The sequence below is a fragment of the Collinsella sp. AM31-2AC genome (assembly GCF_003469285.1).
In the GTDB taxonomy this organism is placed as follows: Bacteria; Actinomycetota; Coriobacteriia; order Coriobacteriales; family Coriobacteriaceae; genus Collinsella; species Collinsella aerofaciens_AT.
Genome location: NZ_QSJB01000004.1, coordinates 33,590 through 50,323, shown reverse-complemented (window position 1 = coordinate 50,323; position 16,734 = coordinate 33,590). Strand labels below are relative to the sequence as shown.

Sequence of the window (16,734 nt, the reverse complement as noted above, 5' to 3'; positions counted from 1 at the left end):
TCGAGGGCGACCCGCCCAGACCCCTTACAATCTGCTCGCACGAGGCCCCGCACTCCAACATCCTCTGGACCGTATCCCGCACGTACCTGGTGGGCGAGCCTGCCGTGGGCCCTCGGGGCCGGCATCGCGCCCCACGCCATCAGTCCTCTCGTGCGATAATCCTCTGCAGAAGTCACCAACAGCAGAGGGAGTTTGTGATGAAGGTTCTTTTGGTCAATGGCAGCCCCAAGGCAAACGGCAATACCGCCCGCGCACTCGCCGAGGTCGCCGAGCAGCTCAACGCCGAGGGCATCGATGCCGAGATGTTTCAGCTGGGCGCCAAGCCCATTCGCGATTGCATCGGTTGCGGTCAGTGCGGCAAGCTCGATTGCCGCTGCACCTTTGACGACGATGTAGTCAACGAGCTGATTGCCGCTGCCGAGCAGGCAGACGGCTTTGTCTTTGGCTCACCCGTCTACTATGCGCACCCCAGCGGACGCATCCTCTCAGCACTCGACCGCGCATTCTATGCAGGCAGCAAGGCCTTTGCGCACAAGCCGGGCGCCGCTGTCGCCGTTGCCCGCCGCGGCGGCACGTCGACCACGTTTGACGTGCTCAACAAGTACTTCACCATCAACCAGATGCCCGTGGTAGCGTCCACCTACTGGAACAACGTCTTTGGCGCCATGCCGGGCGAGGCCGCCCAGGACGCCGAGGGCCTTGCCACCATGCGAAACATCGGCAAAAACATGGCCTGGCTGCTGCGTTGCATCGAGGCGGGAAAGGCCGCTGGCATCGAAGCTCCCGAGGCCGATCGCGCTAGGACCAACTTCATCAGGTAGAACGGCGGAACCAAACAATGAACGTGCAGATCTTCGGTACCAAGAAGTCCTTCGATACCAAGAAGGCCCAGCGCTATTTTAAGGAGCGCCGCATCAAGGTGCAGTTTATCGACCTTAAGGAAAAGGAGATGAGCAAAGGCGAGCTCACGAGCGTGATGCAGGCGGTCGGCGGCATCGACAAGCTGCTCAACCCCAAGGCCAAGGACGAGGAGACGCTCGCGCTCATCCAGCACCTCACCCCTAGCCAGCGCTTCGACAAGTTGCTCGAGAACCAGCAGGTTCTAGCCGAGCCCATCGTGCGCAACGGCAAAAAGGCCACCGTCGGTTATTGCCCCGATGTATGGGGAGCCTGGGAGTAGCCTGTGTTATTTGCCGGCGCGTGGGTATAAGAGCAGGCGTTTGGCATAAGATTCAACTGTAAGCCATGTCTAACAAAGGAGGGCACATGCCCAACAAACCCGTGAAGATCATCATGCTTACCGGATACCTCGGTGCCGGCAAGACCACGCTGCTCAACCACATCCTCGCTAACGACGGCGGCATCCGCGCCGCCGTGATCGTCAACGATATCGGCGAGATCAACGTCGACGCCAGCCTCATCGCCGACGGCGGCCTTTCCGAGACCGACGACCTCATCCCGCTCACCAACGGCTGCATCTGCTGTACGCTTTCGGATGACCTGGCCAACCAGCTGCAGGGCATCGCCGATTCGGGCAAGTTCGACTACATCATCATCGAGGCATCGGGCATTTGCGAGCCCATCCCCATCGCCTACACCATCTCGAGCTTCTGTGACGAGGCCAAGGTAGGCGGCGAGGCCAAGCTCGCGCTCGATAACATCGTGGCCGTGGTCGACTGTGCCCGCATGTACGACGAGTTCAACGGCGGTCGCGACCTGCTGGCTGAGGATATCGACGAGGACGACATCGAAAGCCTGCTCATCCAGCAGATTGAATTCTGCTCCACGCTGATCCTCAACAAGACCGACACCGTGACGCCTGAGCAGATCGCCGAGCTCAAGGCCATCGTGCGCAGCCTGCAGAAGGACGCCGTGATCGTCGAGGCCCAAAACGGCGAGGTCCCCATGGAGGAGCTGCTCGACACCGACCGCTTCGACTTTATGCGCGCCTACAACTCCGCCGCCTGGATCGAGGCCATGGAGCATCCCGAGGAGCACGACGACCCCGAGGTGCTCGAGTACGACATCGAGACCTTTGTGTACTCGCGCCGCAAGCCGTTTGACCTGCAGAAGTTCACCGATTTTGTTGAGCAGGAGTGGCCCGACGAGGTCATCCGCGTCAAGGGTCCGCTGTGGCAGACCGGCGATCCGGACATGTGCTACATGTTCGAGCAGGCCGGCCACCAAATGCGCCTGATGGAGAACGGTCTGTTCGTTGACTCCGCGCCCGAGGGCGAGAAGCAGAAGATCATCGACGAGAACCCCGAGATCATGCAGATTTGGGACGACGAGACGGGCGACCGCATGACGAGCCTGTGCATCATCGGCCGTCACATGGACAAGGATGCGTTCATCGCCTCCCTCGATGCCTGCCTGACCGACTGGCACCGCGCCTAGATTTATCCAAGCGGGCATTTTTCCGCCTACGTAACCGCCAAACCACCACGAAGGTGCCCTTCGTGGTGGTTTTTCGTTCTGAGCCAAGGAGATTCATGTTCAACATTGTGCTGTATGCGCCCGAGATTCCGGCCAATACGGGCAATATCGGCCGCACCTGCGTGGTTACCGGCGCCCGCCTGCATCTGGTGGAGCCGCTGGGGTTTTCGCTCGACGACAAGACGGTGCGTCGCGCCGGCCTGGGCTACTGGCAAAATTTGGACGTGACGACCTATGCCGGCTGGGAGGATTTCCTTGCGCGCAACGGCCTCTCCCCCGCCGACGAACGCCTGCATCTGCTGACCAAAAAGGCGCGCCGCACCTATGCGCAAAGTACCTACCGCGACGGTGACTTTTTGGTCTTTGGCAGCGAGAGCTCGGGGATTCCCGAGCCACTGCTTGCCGCGGCGCCCGAGCGCTGCGAGCGCATCCCCATGTTGCGCGATTGCGACTCGCTCGAAAACGCCGACGCCTGGGAGGCCCACGAGGAGTCGCTCGGGCATACCGAGGACAGCCACGAAGCCATCCTTCGACAGGATATCTGCGGCAACTTCGTCAATCCGGACGACTACCGCATCAGCGCACTCAACCTCTCCAACAGCGCCGCCATCGTCCTCTACGAGGCTCTGCGCCAAACAAGCTTTCTGGGAATGTGACAAAGGGACTGTCCCTTTGTCACATATTGCACCTACTGATTTAAATGGAATTAACCGGTTTTAAACGCTTTTAACTAGAAAAGATGCCAGTATATTACTAACTTTTACTGAGTTGCACCGTATGGGTTTCTATGCTTCCATCCCGTAAAGGACAGGGACCCCGCAGCAAAAGGTCTCTACACATCAGAACTCAACTTCAAATACAAACGACTGCCGGAGTTCTCGCTTAGCTTGGCTTGTCAGGCTCGAATTCGCCCTTATGTTCAGCTTGCTGCACGCCTCGTCGATAGCCATAGCAAGTGATACAGACATGGTCATGGTCGTTTCGCTTTTCAATTCGACCCGATAGCTCTTCGCCTTGTTTTTATCCTCTCCACCGCATCTCGTCTCGATTAACAAGAGAATATCTGAGTCATGGGCATACCAATGGAGCTCAGGGCGCTGTGGGACCATGTCACCCTCGAATTCCTGTGTAAACAGAATTTGCTTCTCATTCCTCGTTGAATCGTTCGAGGAACCGTTGATTCGAACCGAGCCCTTCTTTCCCGCCTTGACATCTCCTTTAATCTGGTGACCTCGCCGAATTTCCTCGTACTCCGTCACTTCCAGCTTGCAGCGCTTCGCACCAAGCATGAACGCGATCCGCCTCAACTCGGCCATCTTGTCTTGTTGCATGGTTGCAAAATAAGAGTCAAGGTCAACAAAGCGAGACCGGTCAAATGCATCTATGTAATATGTGGAATAAAGAGATGGTTTAGGATAGAAAGACAGCTCGCTATCCCCGATTGCCTCGCGGTACAGATTGAAAATCTGCGTACCCTTAACAGTGTCCAGCCAACCAATAGCACCCCTACAGACGTCGATGCCCCGGCGCTCGTTTCCGTCAACAATTCGAATCATGTTCGGCAAATGGAATGAAGGGCTCTGATAGGTCTCCTTGGTTACCGGCCTGTATCTATTAAGCTGCTGCTGGTATGCCCAATCGTTGACCGCGTCACCGATATCCGCAGCAGTACCTGCCGCACCATCGGCCGCATCAGCAATAGCTGCCAAGGCGTCATCAACCAGCGGAGTTGCAGCACGCATTGCACCATCGGCAACTTTCTGTACGGTTGCAACCGCGCCCGCCATCGCGCTTCCGGCGCCATCAACCAACCCGGCAGCGGCCTTACGGATATCAAAACTCTGCTTATGTCGCGGCGGCTCCTCCCTTTCGACAACAGCCAGATCGTCTTTATCCTCCATTGTGACCTCCTATTTCCGATAGTCGAAATCAACCGTATATTCATCGCCAAATGCCGAGTTGAAGGTAGTGTCGAGAAAGGTGGTGTAGTGCCCGATCAGAAGCGAGCCGGCCCCAGCGATCTGTTGCCGTTTATCCAATATGCTATTCACCCCTACTCAAACGCAGCGTCAACATTGACGTCATCGCCGCATAAGGCTTTGACCTGTTTTTCGATAAGGGCGCAGGCTCTATCATCAGATTCTTGGAGCATATTGCTTTCCTTGACCTTCTTGGTCTGCTCTTTCTTTGCCTGTTTCAATAACGTGTTTAGATCATCCGTGCTTACTTGATTCCAGTTAAGAAAGCCATTGTCCTCAACATATTTCTTAAGCGTATTGGGGTCTGTCGAGAACGAGGTGATCTCCGAGTGAGGCAGTATAACCTTTACGCTCTTGACCTCTGAATTCTTATCGGCCATATTAGCCCGTACGATTGTAACCTTCATCTTATCGGCATCGATCCCGATGTCAGCTTTGCCGTCAATCGTTGCGACATATCGCTTAGACGTAAAGGGGTTTTCCCACCCAAGCGGATTGCCCGCCTCATCAATTGAAAGCAGCTGGGTGAAGTTGTACTCGTACGTCACGAGCTTAACGACTGGCGTGATCTCCTCGCGAATCGAATCATCGCTGATCGTTGTAGGATTACGCGTCAATGACATCCAGATACCCCAGGCAACCGCTAGAACCGTAACAACGACTAACCCGCCAAAGGCAACCTTTTGCGGTATCGTTGTAAGAAATTTTGTTTTTGCCATCCTGTTTCACCTTTCCTTTATTGCCCCGACGTTCCCATCATCTTCCAGCGCGAGCATGATGGCACGAATCATTCCGTCAACGGCTCAATGCAAAGCGCGACCGTTCAAAGAAAACGGCCGCGCTTTCTTTTCAATTCCCGCGAACTATTCCTTGACGCTGTAACCCGACACCGTCGGCGCAAGCCTCGAGGCGTCAACCTCGCTCATTACCTCAAACTTCACCTTCTCGCCAGGCGCCCAGGCAGATGTATCTGCGTAGCATTCTTCCGCCCTCACACCATCGGCATCGTAAAGGGCAACGTTTAGATAAACGTTTTCGAACGATATGTCAGAGGTATTTTCGACGATTGCGGTGTACGTATAGAGACCGTAGCCATCATCACTTTTCTCAAAATTCGCCGATGAGAGCAAACCGTTGATAACCTCATCGTTATGCGTCTTCTCCTCTACGGTCCTACCGTTCTTAATTAGCTCGTCAAACTCATCTTGATACTCGTCATCGACTGTTAAGTCATATCGATCGACCAGTTTCTTAAGCTGTGCGGATCGTGCGTCGTAGGCCTTTTCCCATTCCTCGTAGTACTTAGGATCAGATTCCGCATACTTCTTGGTAACATCAAGCTGATTGTCAAGCAGGTTGAGATAGGCGATGACATCTTCCTGCATCTTAGCGTCTTTAAAAGGCGCCTTTTTGAGTTCTTTGTCGTTATCGATCTCGGTTTTAATTATCTCTTTTCGCACTTTATTCGAGCTTAGATCAGCATCTTCTCCAAGCGATTCGATATAATCCGACCGCTTTTGATAACCTTGAGCAATCACAGCCATTGCACGGTCATCGGCATAATCAGGTTCATCATTTTTCTTCTCAGACTGCGAACAGCCGCTCAGCAGAAGCGCCCCACAAAACACCATCGCAAATAGCGCGGTCACCAGAGCCATTCCATAACGCCTTTTCATTTCGTCCTCCTTTAAATACAAAACAAAACACGATATATAGCCCTCGTCAAAAAGCAGACGAATTGGCAACGCGGTGGCACTATTTGGTTCAAGGGCGTGAACTGGATAAACATCGAGGGAAGGAGTGGGCTCTGTGTAATTAACTCCCCTCGTCAAAATGTCTAGCTAAAGAGGACGAGCAGACGACAAACGGTCAAAACTGGTCGCGTCCGCCCGTCTCCAACGATCGAACGTCGAGACGCTGACGTTCAAAAGCGCAGCAGCCTCTCGCCTCGTAACCTCTCCCCCTTCGAATAATTTGATGACATCGCGATAGCTATCCGGGCGTTCGAGCGCCGGCCTCCCAAATCTCACGCCACGCAGGCGCGCCGACGCGATGCCCTCCGCCTGGCGCTGCTTGATGTTTTCACGCTCTAGCTGCGCCACGTAACTCAAGATTTGAAGGACTAGGTCCGCCATGAACGTTCCCGTGATGCCATCGGGCTGTTCGCGCGTATCGAGTAACGGCATATCAAGCACCACGATGGCAGCGCGTCTATCCACCGTGATGCGTCTCCATTCATCGAGGACTTCACGATAATCGCGACCCAAACGGTCGATACTTTTGATCACGAGAACGTCACCCTCGCGCAACCTGCGAAGAAGACGCTGGTACTGGGGACGTCTAAAGTTCTTACCACTTGCCTTGTCAGCGTAAATCTGACCCTGTTGAACGGGAAACCTTCCCAGTGCGTCTAACTGGCGGTCCAAGTTCTGATCCGCGGAAGAGACACGCGCATACCCAAAGATTCGATTGTCCATAATTGCCCCTATCGGCCGCCTCTTGGCAGCATCAGCTCAAGCGAGAGCCCACTCACTATAGGGCGTGCAAATTTCGCGAATGGGATGAGGTCATTTTGGTCCTCAGGCACAAGCCGTTCAAGCGCTATGCCGACAACATGCTGACTTTTAACGGTAATCAGCTGCCTTTAACTAGAATTGCTAGAAAAGAAAACCGTGATGCTGACAGGCTTTGCCGGCATGTGGCAATGTGACAAAGGGGCTGCCCCTTTGTCACATTCGGTTATAGGTAGCGGCCGGTGATGCTTGCGGGGCAGGCCACGATGTCGCCCGGCGTGCCGGCGCAGACGATTTGCCCGCCCGCGTCGCCGCCGCCCGGGCCCATGTCGATCACGTAATCGGCATTACGGATAAGATCGAGGTCGTGTTCGATCACGATAACCGTGGCGCCCTTGGCAACGAGGCCGTCAAACACACTCAGCAGCACCTGAACATCGAGCGGATGCAGACCGATCGTGGGTTCGTCGAACACAAACACGGCGTCATCCTGCACGCGGCCCATCTCGCTCGCAAGCTTAAGGCGCTGTGCCTCGCCGCCCGAAAGCGCCGGCGTGGGCTCGCCAAGCGTCAGGTAGCCTAAGCCCAGATCGTGCAAGGTCTGCAGGCGCGCCTGGACTTTCTTGAGTCCCACCGTGGCGTCGAGGGCCTCGTCCACACTCATGTCCATGAGCTGCGGCAACGTAAGCAGACTGCCGTCCTTGCCCTCGCGATGGATATGCGAAGCCGCGTCTGCATAACGCGAACCACAACATGCCGGGCAAACGATCTCGACATCAGGCAAAAACTGCACGTCGAGCGATATCGAGCCCGTACCATCGCACGTGGAGCAGCGCAAGGCGCCGGTGTTGTAACTAAAGGCACCCGCCTTGTATCCCGCCGCTTTGGCCTCGGACGTACGGGCGAAGGCGCGGCGCAGCTCATCGTGGATGTCGGCATAGGTCGCTACCGTCGAGCGCACGTTGGCGCCGATGGGCGTGGCGTCAATCAGGTTGGCGCGCGCGATGCCCTCGGCATCGACCCAGCGCACGTGCCTTGGCAGGCGCTCACCGGCTGCCTGTGCCTTGAGCGCCGGGATGAGCGTCTCGAGCACCAGTGTCGTCTTGCCCGAACCCGAAACACCCGTCACCGCGACAAGGCGGCCGCGCGGGATATCGACTTCGAGTGGTTTGACGGTATGGATGGCATCGGTCGCCATGCGGATATGGCCTAGGTCGAACATTTCGTCGTCAGCCACCTGCGGGCGCAGACGCTTGGGGTCCGAGCGCAAGAACGGCGCGATGCGGCTGCCCTGCGATTGTTCGACCTCGTCTACCGTACCGGCGGCGATTACATGGCCGCCGCCTGCTCCCGCAACGGGGCCCATCTCGACCAGATAGTCGGCTTCTGCCAGCACGCGCGTGTCGTGGTCGACAACAACCACGGTATTGCCGTCGACCACCAGATCGCGCATTACGCCTACCAAGCCGTCGACGTTCGCGGGATGTAAGCCAATCGAAGGCTCGTCCAGCACATACAGCACGCCCGTCGATCGGTTGCGGACCACGCGGGCAAGCTGTACGCGCTGGCGCTCACCCGTGGAGAGCGTGGCGCCGGTGCGGTCGAGCGAAAGGTAGTCGAGACCCAGATCGACCAGGCGACGGGCCGTGCTCAAAAACGAATCGCAGATATCCGTCGCCATGGGCTGCATCTCGGTCGGCAAGGATGCGGGCACTCCGCGCACCCACTCAATCGCCTCGCCCAGCGTCATGGCCGCCGCCTGCGCCAGATCGATACCGCGCACCTGGGGCTGGCGCGCGGCCTCGGAAAGACGCGTGCCTCCGCAATCGCGGCACGGTCCCTCGCGCAAAAAGCGCGCAACGCGCTTGAGCCCCTTATCGTCCTTAACCTTGGCGAGCGCATTCTCGACGGTATAGACGGCGTTGTAATAGGTAAAGTCGAGCGGCGTAGCGCCCTCGCCGTTTTTGGGAACGTAGAGAATGTGCTTCTTAACTGCCGGGCCATGGAACACGATGTCGCGCTCTTGAGGCGTGAGCTGGTTAAACGGCACGTCGGTACGCACGCCCATCTCGCCGGCCACCTGCTTCATCAGGTCCCACATGAGCGTGCCCCAGGGAAGCACCGCGCCCTCGTTGATGGTCTTTGACTCGTCGGGCACCAGGCTCGCCTCGTCCACCTCGCGCATGACGCCGGTGCCGCCGCAGGTAGAACACGCGCCGCCACTGTTAAAGGCAAGGTCCTCGGCACCCGGCGCATAGAACTCGCGGCCGCATGCGGGGCACGTGAGCGACAGGCCCGCGGCCACGTTAAGGCTCGGCTCCACACGCGTCCCGCAATGCGGGCACACGTGATGGGCGCAGCGGCTAAAGAGCAGGCGCAGGCTGTTGTTGAGCTCGGTCATGGTGCCAAAGGTCGAGCGCACGCCTGGCACACTAGGACGCTGATGCAATGCGAGTGCCGCCGGCACGTGCAGCACCTCGTCCACCTGAGCATGCTCTGCCTGTGTCAGCCGACGGCGGGTATAAGTGCTGAGCGCCTCCAGATAACGACGCGAGCCCTCGGCATACAGAACCCCCAGCGCCAGCGAGCTCTTGCCCGAACCCGACACGCCGGCAATGCCCACGAGCCTTCCCAGCGGAATATCGATATCGATGTCCTTGAGGTTATGGACGCGCGCACCACGTACCTCGATAGCACTCGGCTGTTGCGACACCGTCATCGCTCCCCTTCCTGTTGATCGAATGTGACAAAGGGACTGTCCCTTTGTCCTTTACTTGTGCCATAAAACACGATCTCGAATGTACTCGCCCAGCATGGGCACGGTAAACCGGACGAGACCGTATCCGGCAGCCTCGATGACGCGCTCGCGAATCAGGCTTGCGCGATATTTACTCGCCCAGCTCTGGGTACGGTCGCAGCGCTCAATGATATCCGCCATGCGCGTCGGCTTGTCCTCGTCAACCGCCATGGCCTCGATAAAGAGACGCTGTGGGGTGCGCAGCCCGTAATACAGAGGCGCGTCAACCGCTTCGTAGAACTCGGAGACGGCATCCGCATGGCCATCCTCGACATCGCGCCTTTCAATGACTTGCGAGCCACGCCGGACAGCAGACCGCCACATGTAATATCCCACCAGCTGAACCATATAGGGATGCCCCATGCTCTTGCGCGCCGCAAGGTCCGCAGTCTCCGCATCAATGTAAAGACCGGCGCACTCGACCGTCTGGATATACGAATCGCGCACTTTGGGCACAGAAATCGCCCCCAACGTACGCTGCTGGGCACGCCGCAAAAACGTCACGCTCGGCTCTTCGAGCAAATCGTCAACCATGCTGGGCAAGCCGGCAAAGACCAGCGCAAGACCGCGTTGCTCGCTATCGGGCAAGCCCGTGGCATCCTGATCTCCGAGCACCTGCTGATAGAGAACGGCGAGAGCCGCCAGTTCCTCGATAGACGCAGATTGAGCCTCGTCAATCGCAAACAGAATACCCTTGCTTGGGCCGAGTTTCTTGAGACGTTCGTTGACCAGCCCTCGCAACGTCTCGCCTTTTGCCCGCGCCGCCTCAACCGACATCCGTCCAAACGATGGGCCAAACTCCATCGACGTCACAACGGGCTTATTCGAGCGGAGTGCGTCGGCCAAGCGGTCGCATAAACCAAGCGAAGCGGAATCGGAGACAACCGCCCATCCGCGCTCACTGGCCAGACGTTGCAGCTCCCGCAGGAGAACTGTTTTGCCACAGCCGCGGTTTCCTGTAATGAGCATGAGCCTGCCCGGCGCCCCGGCGCCGTTATCAAGCCCTTCCTCAAAATCTTCGATGACCGACTCGCGACCGACGAGTATCGGAGGCCGCTTACCAGCTGTGGGCTTAAAGGGATTTGGGTTCATGTCGGCCTCCTCGGATTAGCAAACGCTGGTAATAGTTATACCAACTTATACCGAGTTATACCAACTCAATGTGACAAAGGGACTGTCCCTTTGTCACCTGTGGCCGAAAAATTCCGCGTCGGCGGAGCGATAGGGGCGGAAAGTGGCGGGATCGACCTTTACGTGCGCCGCGGCGGGTACGTCGTACCATTTGACCGTGTAGCCGGCGCCGTGGGCGCAAAAGACCGAGTCGGGCGTGTTGGGCAGATCGGCCTCGGGCTCATAGGCGGCCGCCTCGATGACGCGCTCGGCATCATGGCATGCCGCATAACCGGCGAACTCAAGGTACAGATGTCCGCGGCCGCTCGTGTAGGCAGCCACCTCCAGCGCATAATCCTGTACCTCGGATGCTGGCACGCGACCCACAAGCTTCGCCCGGTCGCCCGCCATCGCCGGCGGCTTGTACTCGGCGCCCATGCGCGTGACATCCGAAAGCGCCCGGCCCACGCACTCCCCCGGCACCTCGAGCTCAAAGCGATACCACGGCTCCAACAACACCGCCGCGCCGGCCTCGCGCGCCTGCATCAAACCCTGGCGAATCGCGCGGTACGTGGCCTGGCGAAAATCGCCGCCCTCGGTGTGTTTGGCATGCGCGCGGCCGCCCGTGAGCGTAATGCGCACATCGGTGATGGGCGAGCCCGTCAACACGCCCAGGTGATCGCGCTCCATAGCGTTGGTGAGCGCCAAACGCTGCCAGTTAAGATCGAGCTCATCGGTCGAGGCAACGGTACCAAACTGCACGCCCGAGCCCGCCGGTAGCGGCTCCAAGCGCAGGTGCACCTCGGCATAGTGGCGCAGCGGTTCAAAGTGGCCCACGCCCTCGACCGGCTGCGAGATAGTCTCCTTGTAGAGGATGCCGCCGGGCTCAAACTCGACCGCAAGGCCAAAGCGATCGGCCAACACCCGCTGCACGACCTCGAGCTGCACGGCGCCCATCAACTGCAAATGAATCTGCTCAAGATGCGTATTCCAGCTTACGCCGAGCATGGGGTCTTCGTCCGCCAACTCGGTCAGCGCTTGAAACACCGCATGGACATCGTGTTCGCCCGGTAGCACCGTATAGGTGAGGACCGGCGCAATGACGGGTGCATCGCACCCGGGCTCCGCACCCAAGGCGTCCCCCGGGCGAACGTGCGCAAGACCCGTCACGGCACAAATACCGCCAGCAGCAACTTCCTGGGCAAGCTCGTACTTCTCGCCGTTATAGATGCGTACCTGATCGACCTTCTGCTCCCATACCTCGGCACCGGAGCGTCCCTCAATCATCTGTTTTGAACGCAGCGTGCCGCCGGTCACTTTAACCCAAGCCAAGCGCTCGCCACGATCCCCGCGGCTGACACGATAGACGCGCGCGGCAAACTCCGGGAGCCACGCCTGTTCACGCATCAGCGCGCATATGCCATCCAGCAGCTCGTCAACGCCTTGGTCCTTGAGCGCCGAGCCGGCAAAGCAGGGAAAGAGCTTGCGCTCGGCAACCATGCGCGACAGCGTTGCGACAGAAAGCTCACCCGCTTCAAGAAACTCCTCGAGCGCCGCTTCGTCCAACGCAGCAGCGTCCTCCTGAACGGCGGCGCCCGCCAGCAGCTCGTTGGCATCCAGGCAGCCCTCGGAAAGACGCTGCCCGAGTTGTGCCAGCAAAACATCGCGGCCGGGATTCTCCAAATCGATCTTGTTGATGAAGATGAACGTCGGGATGTCATAGCGTGCAAGCAGGCGCCACAGGGTTTCGGTGTGCCCCTGCACGCCATCGTTGGCGCCCACCACCAGAATCGCGTAGTCCAGGGCACGCAGTGTGCGCTCCGCCTCGGCAGAAAAATCGACATGGCCGGGAGCATCCACGAGCATGACGTGGGTATCGCCGTGGTCGAGCACGGCCTGCGACGAGAAAATCGTGATACCGCGCTCGCGCTCGATCGTGTTAGTGTCCAGATGCGAATCGCCATCGTCCACGCGGCCACGCTTGCGAATGCGGCCCGCGTTGAACAGCATGGCCTCGGCCAACGTGGTCTTGCCGGCATCGACATGCGCCAAGATTCCAACGACCGCTTGCTTCGACATGGCTCTCCTCTTATTGCAAGCCCATCGCACGCGGCAACGGGCGTTCACGCTCCACACTGGATGATACAATTTACGGGCCGGTGGGCGAAGCGGGCCCTATCCCCCGACCGAGCTCATCGCCCCGCGTTGCCGCGCGGCGATTTTCGTAGGTTCGCGCCTTGCGAAAGCCGGCACCTCCCCTTTTTGTCTGCCCGGGTTCATCTGGGGCGGTAACAATGCGAGTCCCACAACGACGCGTTTTACCAAAAATGGCCCCACTCGGGGCCATTTTTTATTTGAGCTGGGTGATGATACGTGCCTTGGCTCCTACGCCTCGCGCAGCCAATCAAACGCGACACGCGCCGTGCCGTCGGACACATAGACGATACCGACACGCTCGAACCCCGCCTTGGCGATGGCGCCCTGCATGGGCAAGTTGTCCTCGTGCGTGTCAATACGCAGATGGTCGGCGCATTCCTTGGCAAAGGCAAACATCGCCGCCGCGATACCGTGCACGGTGCCGTCGGATGCCACGCGATGCAGCACGGCATACGGAGTGTCGCTGCGCCATTGACCGTCCTCAATCACGTCATAGCACTCGTCCGGACCCGGTAAAAAGGCAAACGTCGCCACCACGCGGCCGTCGACTTCGCACACGTAACTGCCACCAGCGGCAATATCGGCAGCCAGCTGCTCGGCCGAAGGCGTGCCCTCGGGCCACTGCGTGGCGTTGCCATGCGCGCGCATAAAGGCGCGGGCCGCGTCATAGATAGCCATGACGGCGGGAATGTCGGTATCGAGGGTTTTTCTGATCATCACGCGGCGACCTCACGTTTATTGGTATCACTTTGATTGAGCAATGATACCAACGTTTGGAGAGGAGCGCGAAGCAGATGGGGAGCAAAAAGCGAGCCGCCTGGTCAAAAGCCAAAAGCGAGTTTTTGGGCGCTGCCACCGGCGGCGATATGGGCGACCTGTTTGCGCGCGAGGACGAGCGCCGCGACGCACTAGACGCCGAGCGCGATGAAGCCTGGCGCTACAAGTCGTGCGAACGCAAAAACCGTTACGACACGCGCGCCGAGGCAGAGGCCGTTATGGCCGACTGCGAAAACCGCGGACGGCGCGGCCTGTCCTGCTACAAATGCGAATACTGCGGCGGCTGGCACCTGACGTCGCACCCTTGGAAATAGACCCCCGCATCGGCACGGCGCTGGCGAAGCGCCAGCCATCGTGCACAAGCTACGGGCGCGGCGGCACCAAAACATCGTAACGAACGGCCTTGCCCGCAAGCTGATAGCTCGGCTTAACGCCGGCAAGCAGCGGCCCCTTCACCGGTCGCTTGATAACGACCTTGCGCGGGTGCACCGCAAGCGCAGCTTCGACCAGCGTCTCCTCGTCGGCGCACGGCTGCTCCAGATGGTGCAAGAGCTGAAACTTCTTTTTCACCGCCGCGCTCTTGGTGCGCTCGGGAAACATGGGGTCCAGATACACCACGTCGGGAGCCGCGAGCTCGCCTTGCTTGATCAGCTCGGCCGTATGGCGAAGGCCGGCAATGCTGTCCTCGCCCGCATGTAAGCGCATGCGCGCCACGGCAGCCGCAAGCGCCGGATCATCTGCCGCGCGATCCAAAGCATCCTTGAGGAGCGCCGCGATCACGCAATCCTGTTCATACAGATCGACGGTAAAGCCCGCGGCCGCCAGCAGCAGCGAATCCTCGCCAAAACCTGCCGTGGCATCGACTGCCCACGGATGCTCAACGTCTTTCGCGCGCGCGGCCTTCACCAGCAGCTCCTGCTGCAGACGACCCTGCTTGAGCCGCGGAAGCATGCGGCCAAAATCGGCACGCAGCTCCATCGTGCCGTCGGTGAGCGTGAGGCCCTCGGACTTCCCGGTCAGCTCAAGCCCCGCGGCCCGAGCAACAGAAAAGGGATCGACGACGCCCATGGACACTCCTTAACAAGCAAAACGAATACGTGAGCGCCGTTTATGCCAGCACCCAACCGTCCGTTATTGTCCCACATGCGACATGGTCCACAGCATCCCAATGCAAAGCACCGCCATCAATCCCGTGCACACGGCAGCGATCACGGAATCGCCCATACGCCTTCCTAACGAACGCGGCTCGCGCACTTGCTTGGCCCCGTACATCATGGCCCCTCCTTCGGTCCAGCTCTTGCCATGGCCCCATCATCGCAGCGCCGCGCATACGCTGCCATCGATTTTGCTTACGCCCAGCTTTCCTTTTTGAAAGGTTGGGCCGCACAGGCAAGAGTCGCTTTCAGGCGCATGCATCGCCGCGTTGAACTACAATGTGCTTCACCATATGTGCAGCACAAAGGGTGCGCCAGGTTGGCGTACTCGTATCGAAAGGACCAGCCATGAGCTTCACTCGCAAGACTCTCAAAATCCTTGCCCTGATTTATTTTGTTCTGGGCATCGCCAGTCTCGTCATTGGAATCGCCGGCATCGCGACCGGCAAGCTCGAGTCCACCTACGGATCGAACGCCATGCTCGCCGCGGCCGTGATTATCGCCAAGGGCCTCATCGATCTCGCCGCAGGCGTTGCGGGCATCAAGGGTGCCAACAAGCCTTCGCAGGTTGACGGCGCGTTTAAGCTCGGTATCGTTGCTGCAGTCGCCACGCTTGCCCAGGCGGTGCTCACGCTTCCCGCGTTTGGCGGCGACGCCATAAACTATGGCGCCTTTGTCATCGTGGTGTACGACCTGTTCTTTGTTCAGCAGGCACACGACGTTAAGGCCGAGAACAAGGATCGTCTGTAGGCACCTGCCCCCACAGCTCCCTGCAGCCAAGCAACTAAAAAGGGCCGATCGCGCATCTCCGCGGTCGGCCCTTTACGTTTGCCCAGATAAAACCTGCCAAAATAAACCTGTCCCTTTTTGGTAGGTTAGTGGCGGTACTCGGCGATGATAAAGTCGATATCGGTCTGAAGGGTATCGAGGTTTGCCAGGCGCTCTTTGTCGGCGGGGCGCGTGCGGTAGTAGTAGGGCGTCATCTGGAACACCGCCTCGATGTCAGCCTGGGTCTGGAGGGTGATGGAAGCTGTCACCCGCTGCGTTCCGACCAGTTTAAGCTCGGTGGTCTGTGGCAGCTTTTCGTCGTTGAGATATGGCGTGTCGTAGAGCACCTCCTTGAGGCCAAACAGATGCCGAGCACCCGGCACCACGGCGTAGAGCGAACCCTCGGGCGCCAGCACGCGGGCAAACTCACGCTCGTTAAAGGGAGCGAAGAGCTCGGTCACCATATCGAAGGCGCCGTCCGCCACGGGGATGTCCTTCATGTTGGCCACGAAGTAGGTCGCATCGCCGCGCTTGGCAGCCAGGCGCACCATCTCCTTGCCCAAGTCGAACCCGTAAGCATCTACGCCCGATACCGCGCCCATGGCGCTGGTGTAGTAGCCCTCGCCACAGCAAATGTCGAGCAAGGTCATAGGACCGTTCGCAGACGCAGCACGCCCAGTCGCCCGCTCGCGCACCAGCTCGACCATTGCGTCGCGCAACGGCGCGTAGTATCCACGGTTCAGAAAGTCACGACGGCTGCGCGCTTGCGACTTGGGATCGCCCATGGAGTCGCCGCTCTTGGACGAGCGCAGCAGATATAGATAGCCCTCGCGCGCACGGTCAAACCGGTGTCCGCCCGCGCATGCAGCACCGCGCTCGTCGTCCGCCAACGGTTCATGGCAAACGGGACACAACAACATGGCAACTCCTTAGCGCGAACAACACAACGCCCACCATTGTCGCACGCCTTCCCCACCTAGTCATAGAAGAGACAAGGAGTGTCCCCAGCTGCCGGCAGAAAAGGAACGTCCCTAAGTGCCGGC

General features: G+C 59.0%; 16 protein-coding genes. 6 read left to right on the top strand and 10 right to left on the bottom strand.

Features of this window, described 5'->3' with window-relative positions; genetic code table 11:
- Positions 1-197: 197 nt before the first annotated feature.
- From DW796_RS02620 to DW796_RS02605, 4 genes are all read left to right on the top strand, one after another.
- Positions 198-821, top strand: a complete 624-nt coding sequence (locus DW796_RS02620) for a flavodoxin family protein (RefSeq protein WP_118094188.1) — start codon at positions 198-200, stop codon at positions 819-821.
- Positions 822-838: 17 nt separating this feature from the next.
- Positions 839-1,180 (top strand): arsenate reductase family protein, encoded by a 342-nt coding sequence (locus tag DW796_RS02615; protein WP_055252194.1) that lies wholly within the window; start codon positions 839-841, stop codon positions 1,178-1,180.
- 86 nt (positions 1,181-1,266) lie between these two features.
- Positions 1,267-2,397 (top strand): GTP-binding protein, encoded by a 1,131-nt coding sequence (locus DW796_RS02610; protein WP_118094187.1) that lies wholly within the window; start codon positions 1,267-1,269, stop codon positions 2,395-2,397.
- Between the two features lie 95 nt (positions 2,398-2,492).
- Positions 2,493-3,092: a tRNA (cytidine(34)-2'-O)-methyltransferase gene (locus DW796_RS02605; RefSeq protein WP_118094186.1), complete on the top strand. Its 600-nt coding sequence runs from the start codon at positions 2,493-2,495 to the stop codon at positions 3,090-3,092.
- Between the two features lie 183 nt (positions 3,093-3,275).
- Here DW796_RS02605 and DW796_RS02600 read toward each other — a convergent pair whose 3' ends face one another.
- From DW796_RS02600 to DW796_RS02565, 8 genes are all read right to left on the bottom strand, one after another.
- Positions 3,276-4,337: a hypothetical protein gene (locus DW796_RS02600; RefSeq protein ID WP_118094185.1), complete on the bottom strand. Its 1,062-nt coding sequence runs from the start codon at positions 4,335-4,337 to the stop codon at positions 3,276-3,278.
- Between the two features lie 152 nt (positions 4,338-4,489).
- Positions 4,490-5,134 carry a DUF4230 domain-containing protein gene (locus DW796_RS02595; RefSeq protein ID WP_118094184.1) on the bottom strand — a complete coding sequence of 215 codons (645 nt, stop codon included), beginning with the start codon at positions 5,132-5,134 and terminating at the stop codon, positions 4,490-4,492.
- Between the two features lie 144 nt (positions 5,135-5,278).
- Positions 5,279-6,091 carry an FxLYD domain-containing protein gene (locus DW796_RS02590; protein WP_117582854.1) on the bottom strand — a complete coding sequence of 271 codons (813 nt, stop codon included), beginning with the start codon at positions 6,089-6,091 and terminating at the stop codon, positions 5,279-5,281.
- 165 nt (positions 6,092-6,256) lie between these two features.
- Positions 6,257-6,892 (bottom strand): recombinase family protein, encoded by a 636-nt coding sequence (locus tag DW796_RS02585; protein WP_118094183.1) that lies wholly within the window; start codon positions 6,890-6,892, stop codon positions 6,257-6,259.
- A gap of 262 nt (positions 6,893-7,154) precedes the next feature.
- Positions 7,155-9,647: an excinuclease ABC subunit UvrA gene (locus DW796_RS02580; RefSeq protein ID WP_118094182.1), complete on the bottom strand. Its 2,493-nt coding sequence runs from the start codon at positions 9,645-9,647 to the stop codon at positions 7,155-7,157.
- A 51-nt stretch (positions 9,648-9,698) separates the two neighbouring features.
- The gene (locus DW796_RS02575) at positions 9,699-10,817 is read right to left on the bottom strand and encodes a BREX system ATP-binding domain-containing protein (protein ID WP_118094181.1); all 1,119 of its coding nucleotides are present in this window, start codon (positions 10,815-10,817) and stop codon (positions 9,699-9,701) included.
- A gap of 93 nt (positions 10,818-10,910) precedes the next feature.
- Entirely contained in the window at positions 10,911-12,914 is a 2,004-nt protein-coding gene (locus DW796_RS02570; RefSeq protein WP_118094180.1) for a translation factor GTPase family protein, read from the bottom strand.
- A 306-nt stretch (positions 12,915-13,220) separates the two neighbouring features.
- Complete coding sequence (locus DW796_RS02565) at positions 13,221-13,709, bottom strand: GNAT family N-acetyltransferase (RefSeq protein ID WP_117582849.1); 489 nt, start codon at positions 13,707-13,709, stop codon at positions 13,221-13,223.
- 77 nt (positions 13,710-13,786) lie between these two features.
- On the opposite strand from DW796_RS02565, the gene DW796_RS02560 reads away from it, so the two are divergent.
- Positions 13,787-14,083, top strand: coding sequence for a hypothetical protein (locus DW796_RS02560; protein ID WP_118094179.1), 297 nt, complete (start codon positions 13,787-13,789; stop codon positions 14,081-14,083).
- Between the two features lie 49 nt (positions 14,084-14,132).
- Here DW796_RS02560 and DW796_RS02555 read toward each other — a convergent pair whose 3' ends face one another.
- A complete protein-coding gene (locus DW796_RS02555; protein WP_118094178.1) occupies positions 14,133-14,837 on the bottom strand; it encodes a class I SAM-dependent methyltransferase in 705 nt (234 codons plus the stop codon).
- Positions 14,838-15,271: 434 nt separating this feature from the next.
- Between DW796_RS02555 and DW796_RS02550 the strand changes: the two genes are divergently transcribed.
- Entirely contained in the window at positions 15,272-15,673 is a 402-nt protein-coding gene (locus DW796_RS02550) for a hypothetical protein (protein WP_117636897.1), read from the top strand.
- A 125-nt stretch (positions 15,674-15,798) separates the two neighbouring features.
- On the opposite strand, the gene DW796_RS02545 is transcribed toward DW796_RS02550, so the two are convergent.
- Positions 15,799-16,611: a putative RNA methyltransferase gene (locus tag DW796_RS02545; RefSeq protein WP_118094177.1), complete on the bottom strand. Its 813-nt coding sequence runs from the start codon at positions 16,609-16,611 to the stop codon at positions 15,799-15,801.
- Positions 16,612-16,734 lie beyond the last annotated feature (123 nt).

What these genes read in the sequence shown, in the direction of transcription:
- DW796_RS02615 (WP_055252194.1), top strand. Translation starts at nt 839, where the DNA reads ATGAACGTGCAGATCTTCGGTACCAAGAAGTCCTTCGATACCAAGAAG.
- DW796_RS02580 (WP_118094182.1), bottom strand. Translation starts at nt 9,647, where the DNA reads ATGACGGTGTCGCAACAGCCGAGTGCTATCGAGGTACGTGGTGCGCGC.
- DW796_RS02560 (WP_118094179.1), top strand. Translation starts at nt 13,787, where the DNA reads ATGGGGAGCAAAAAGCGAGCCGCCTGGTCAAAAGCCAAAAGCGAGTTT.
- DW796_RS02565 (WP_117582849.1), bottom strand. Translation starts at nt 13,709, where the DNA reads ATGATCAGAAAAACCCTCGATACCGACATTCCCGCCGTCATGGCTATC.
- DW796_RS02605 (WP_118094186.1), top strand. Translation starts at nt 2,493, where the DNA reads ATGTTCAACATTGTGCTGTATGCGCCCGAGATTCCGGCCAATACGGGC.
- DW796_RS02555 (WP_118094178.1), bottom strand. Translation starts at nt 14,837, where the DNA reads ATGGGCGTCGTCGATCCCTTTTCTGTTGCTCGGGCCGCGGGGCTTGAG.
- DW796_RS02595 (WP_118094184.1), bottom strand. Translation starts at nt 5,134, where the DNA reads ATGGCAAAAACAAAATTTCTTACAACGATACCGCAAAAGGTTGCCTTT.
- DW796_RS02575 (WP_118094181.1), bottom strand. Translation starts at nt 10,817, where the DNA reads ATGAACCCAAATCCCTTTAAGCCCACAGCTGGTAAGCGGCCTCCGATA.
- DW796_RS02585 (WP_118094183.1), bottom strand. Translation starts at nt 6,892, where the DNA reads ATGGACAATCGAATCTTTGGGTATGCGCGTGTCTCTTCCGCGGATCAG.
- DW796_RS02550 (WP_117636897.1), top strand. Translation starts at nt 15,272, where the DNA reads ATGAGCTTCACTCGCAAGACTCTCAAAATCCTTGCCCTGATTTATTTT.
- DW796_RS02620 (WP_118094188.1), top strand. Translation starts at nt 198, where the DNA reads ATGAAGGTTCTTTTGGTCAATGGCAGCCCCAAGGCAAACGGCAATACC.
- DW796_RS02590 (WP_117582854.1), bottom strand. Translation starts at nt 6,091, where the DNA reads ATGAAAAGGCGTTATGGAATGGCTCTGGTGACCGCGCTATTTGCGATG.
- DW796_RS02570 (WP_118094180.1), bottom strand. Translation starts at nt 12,914, where the DNA reads ATGTCGAAGCAAGCGGTCGTTGGAATCTTGGCGCATGTCGATGCCGGC.
- DW796_RS02610 (WP_118094187.1), top strand. Translation starts at nt 1,267, where the DNA reads ATGCCCAACAAACCCGTGAAGATCATCATGCTTACCGGATACCTCGGT.
- DW796_RS02600 (WP_118094185.1), bottom strand. Translation starts at nt 4,337, where the DNA reads ATGGAGGATAAAGACGATCTGGCTGTTGTCGAAAGGGAGGAGCCGCCG.
- DW796_RS02545 (WP_118094177.1), bottom strand. Translation starts at nt 16,611, where the DNA reads ATGTTGTTGTGTCCCGTTTGCCATGAACCGTTGGCGGACGACGAGCGC.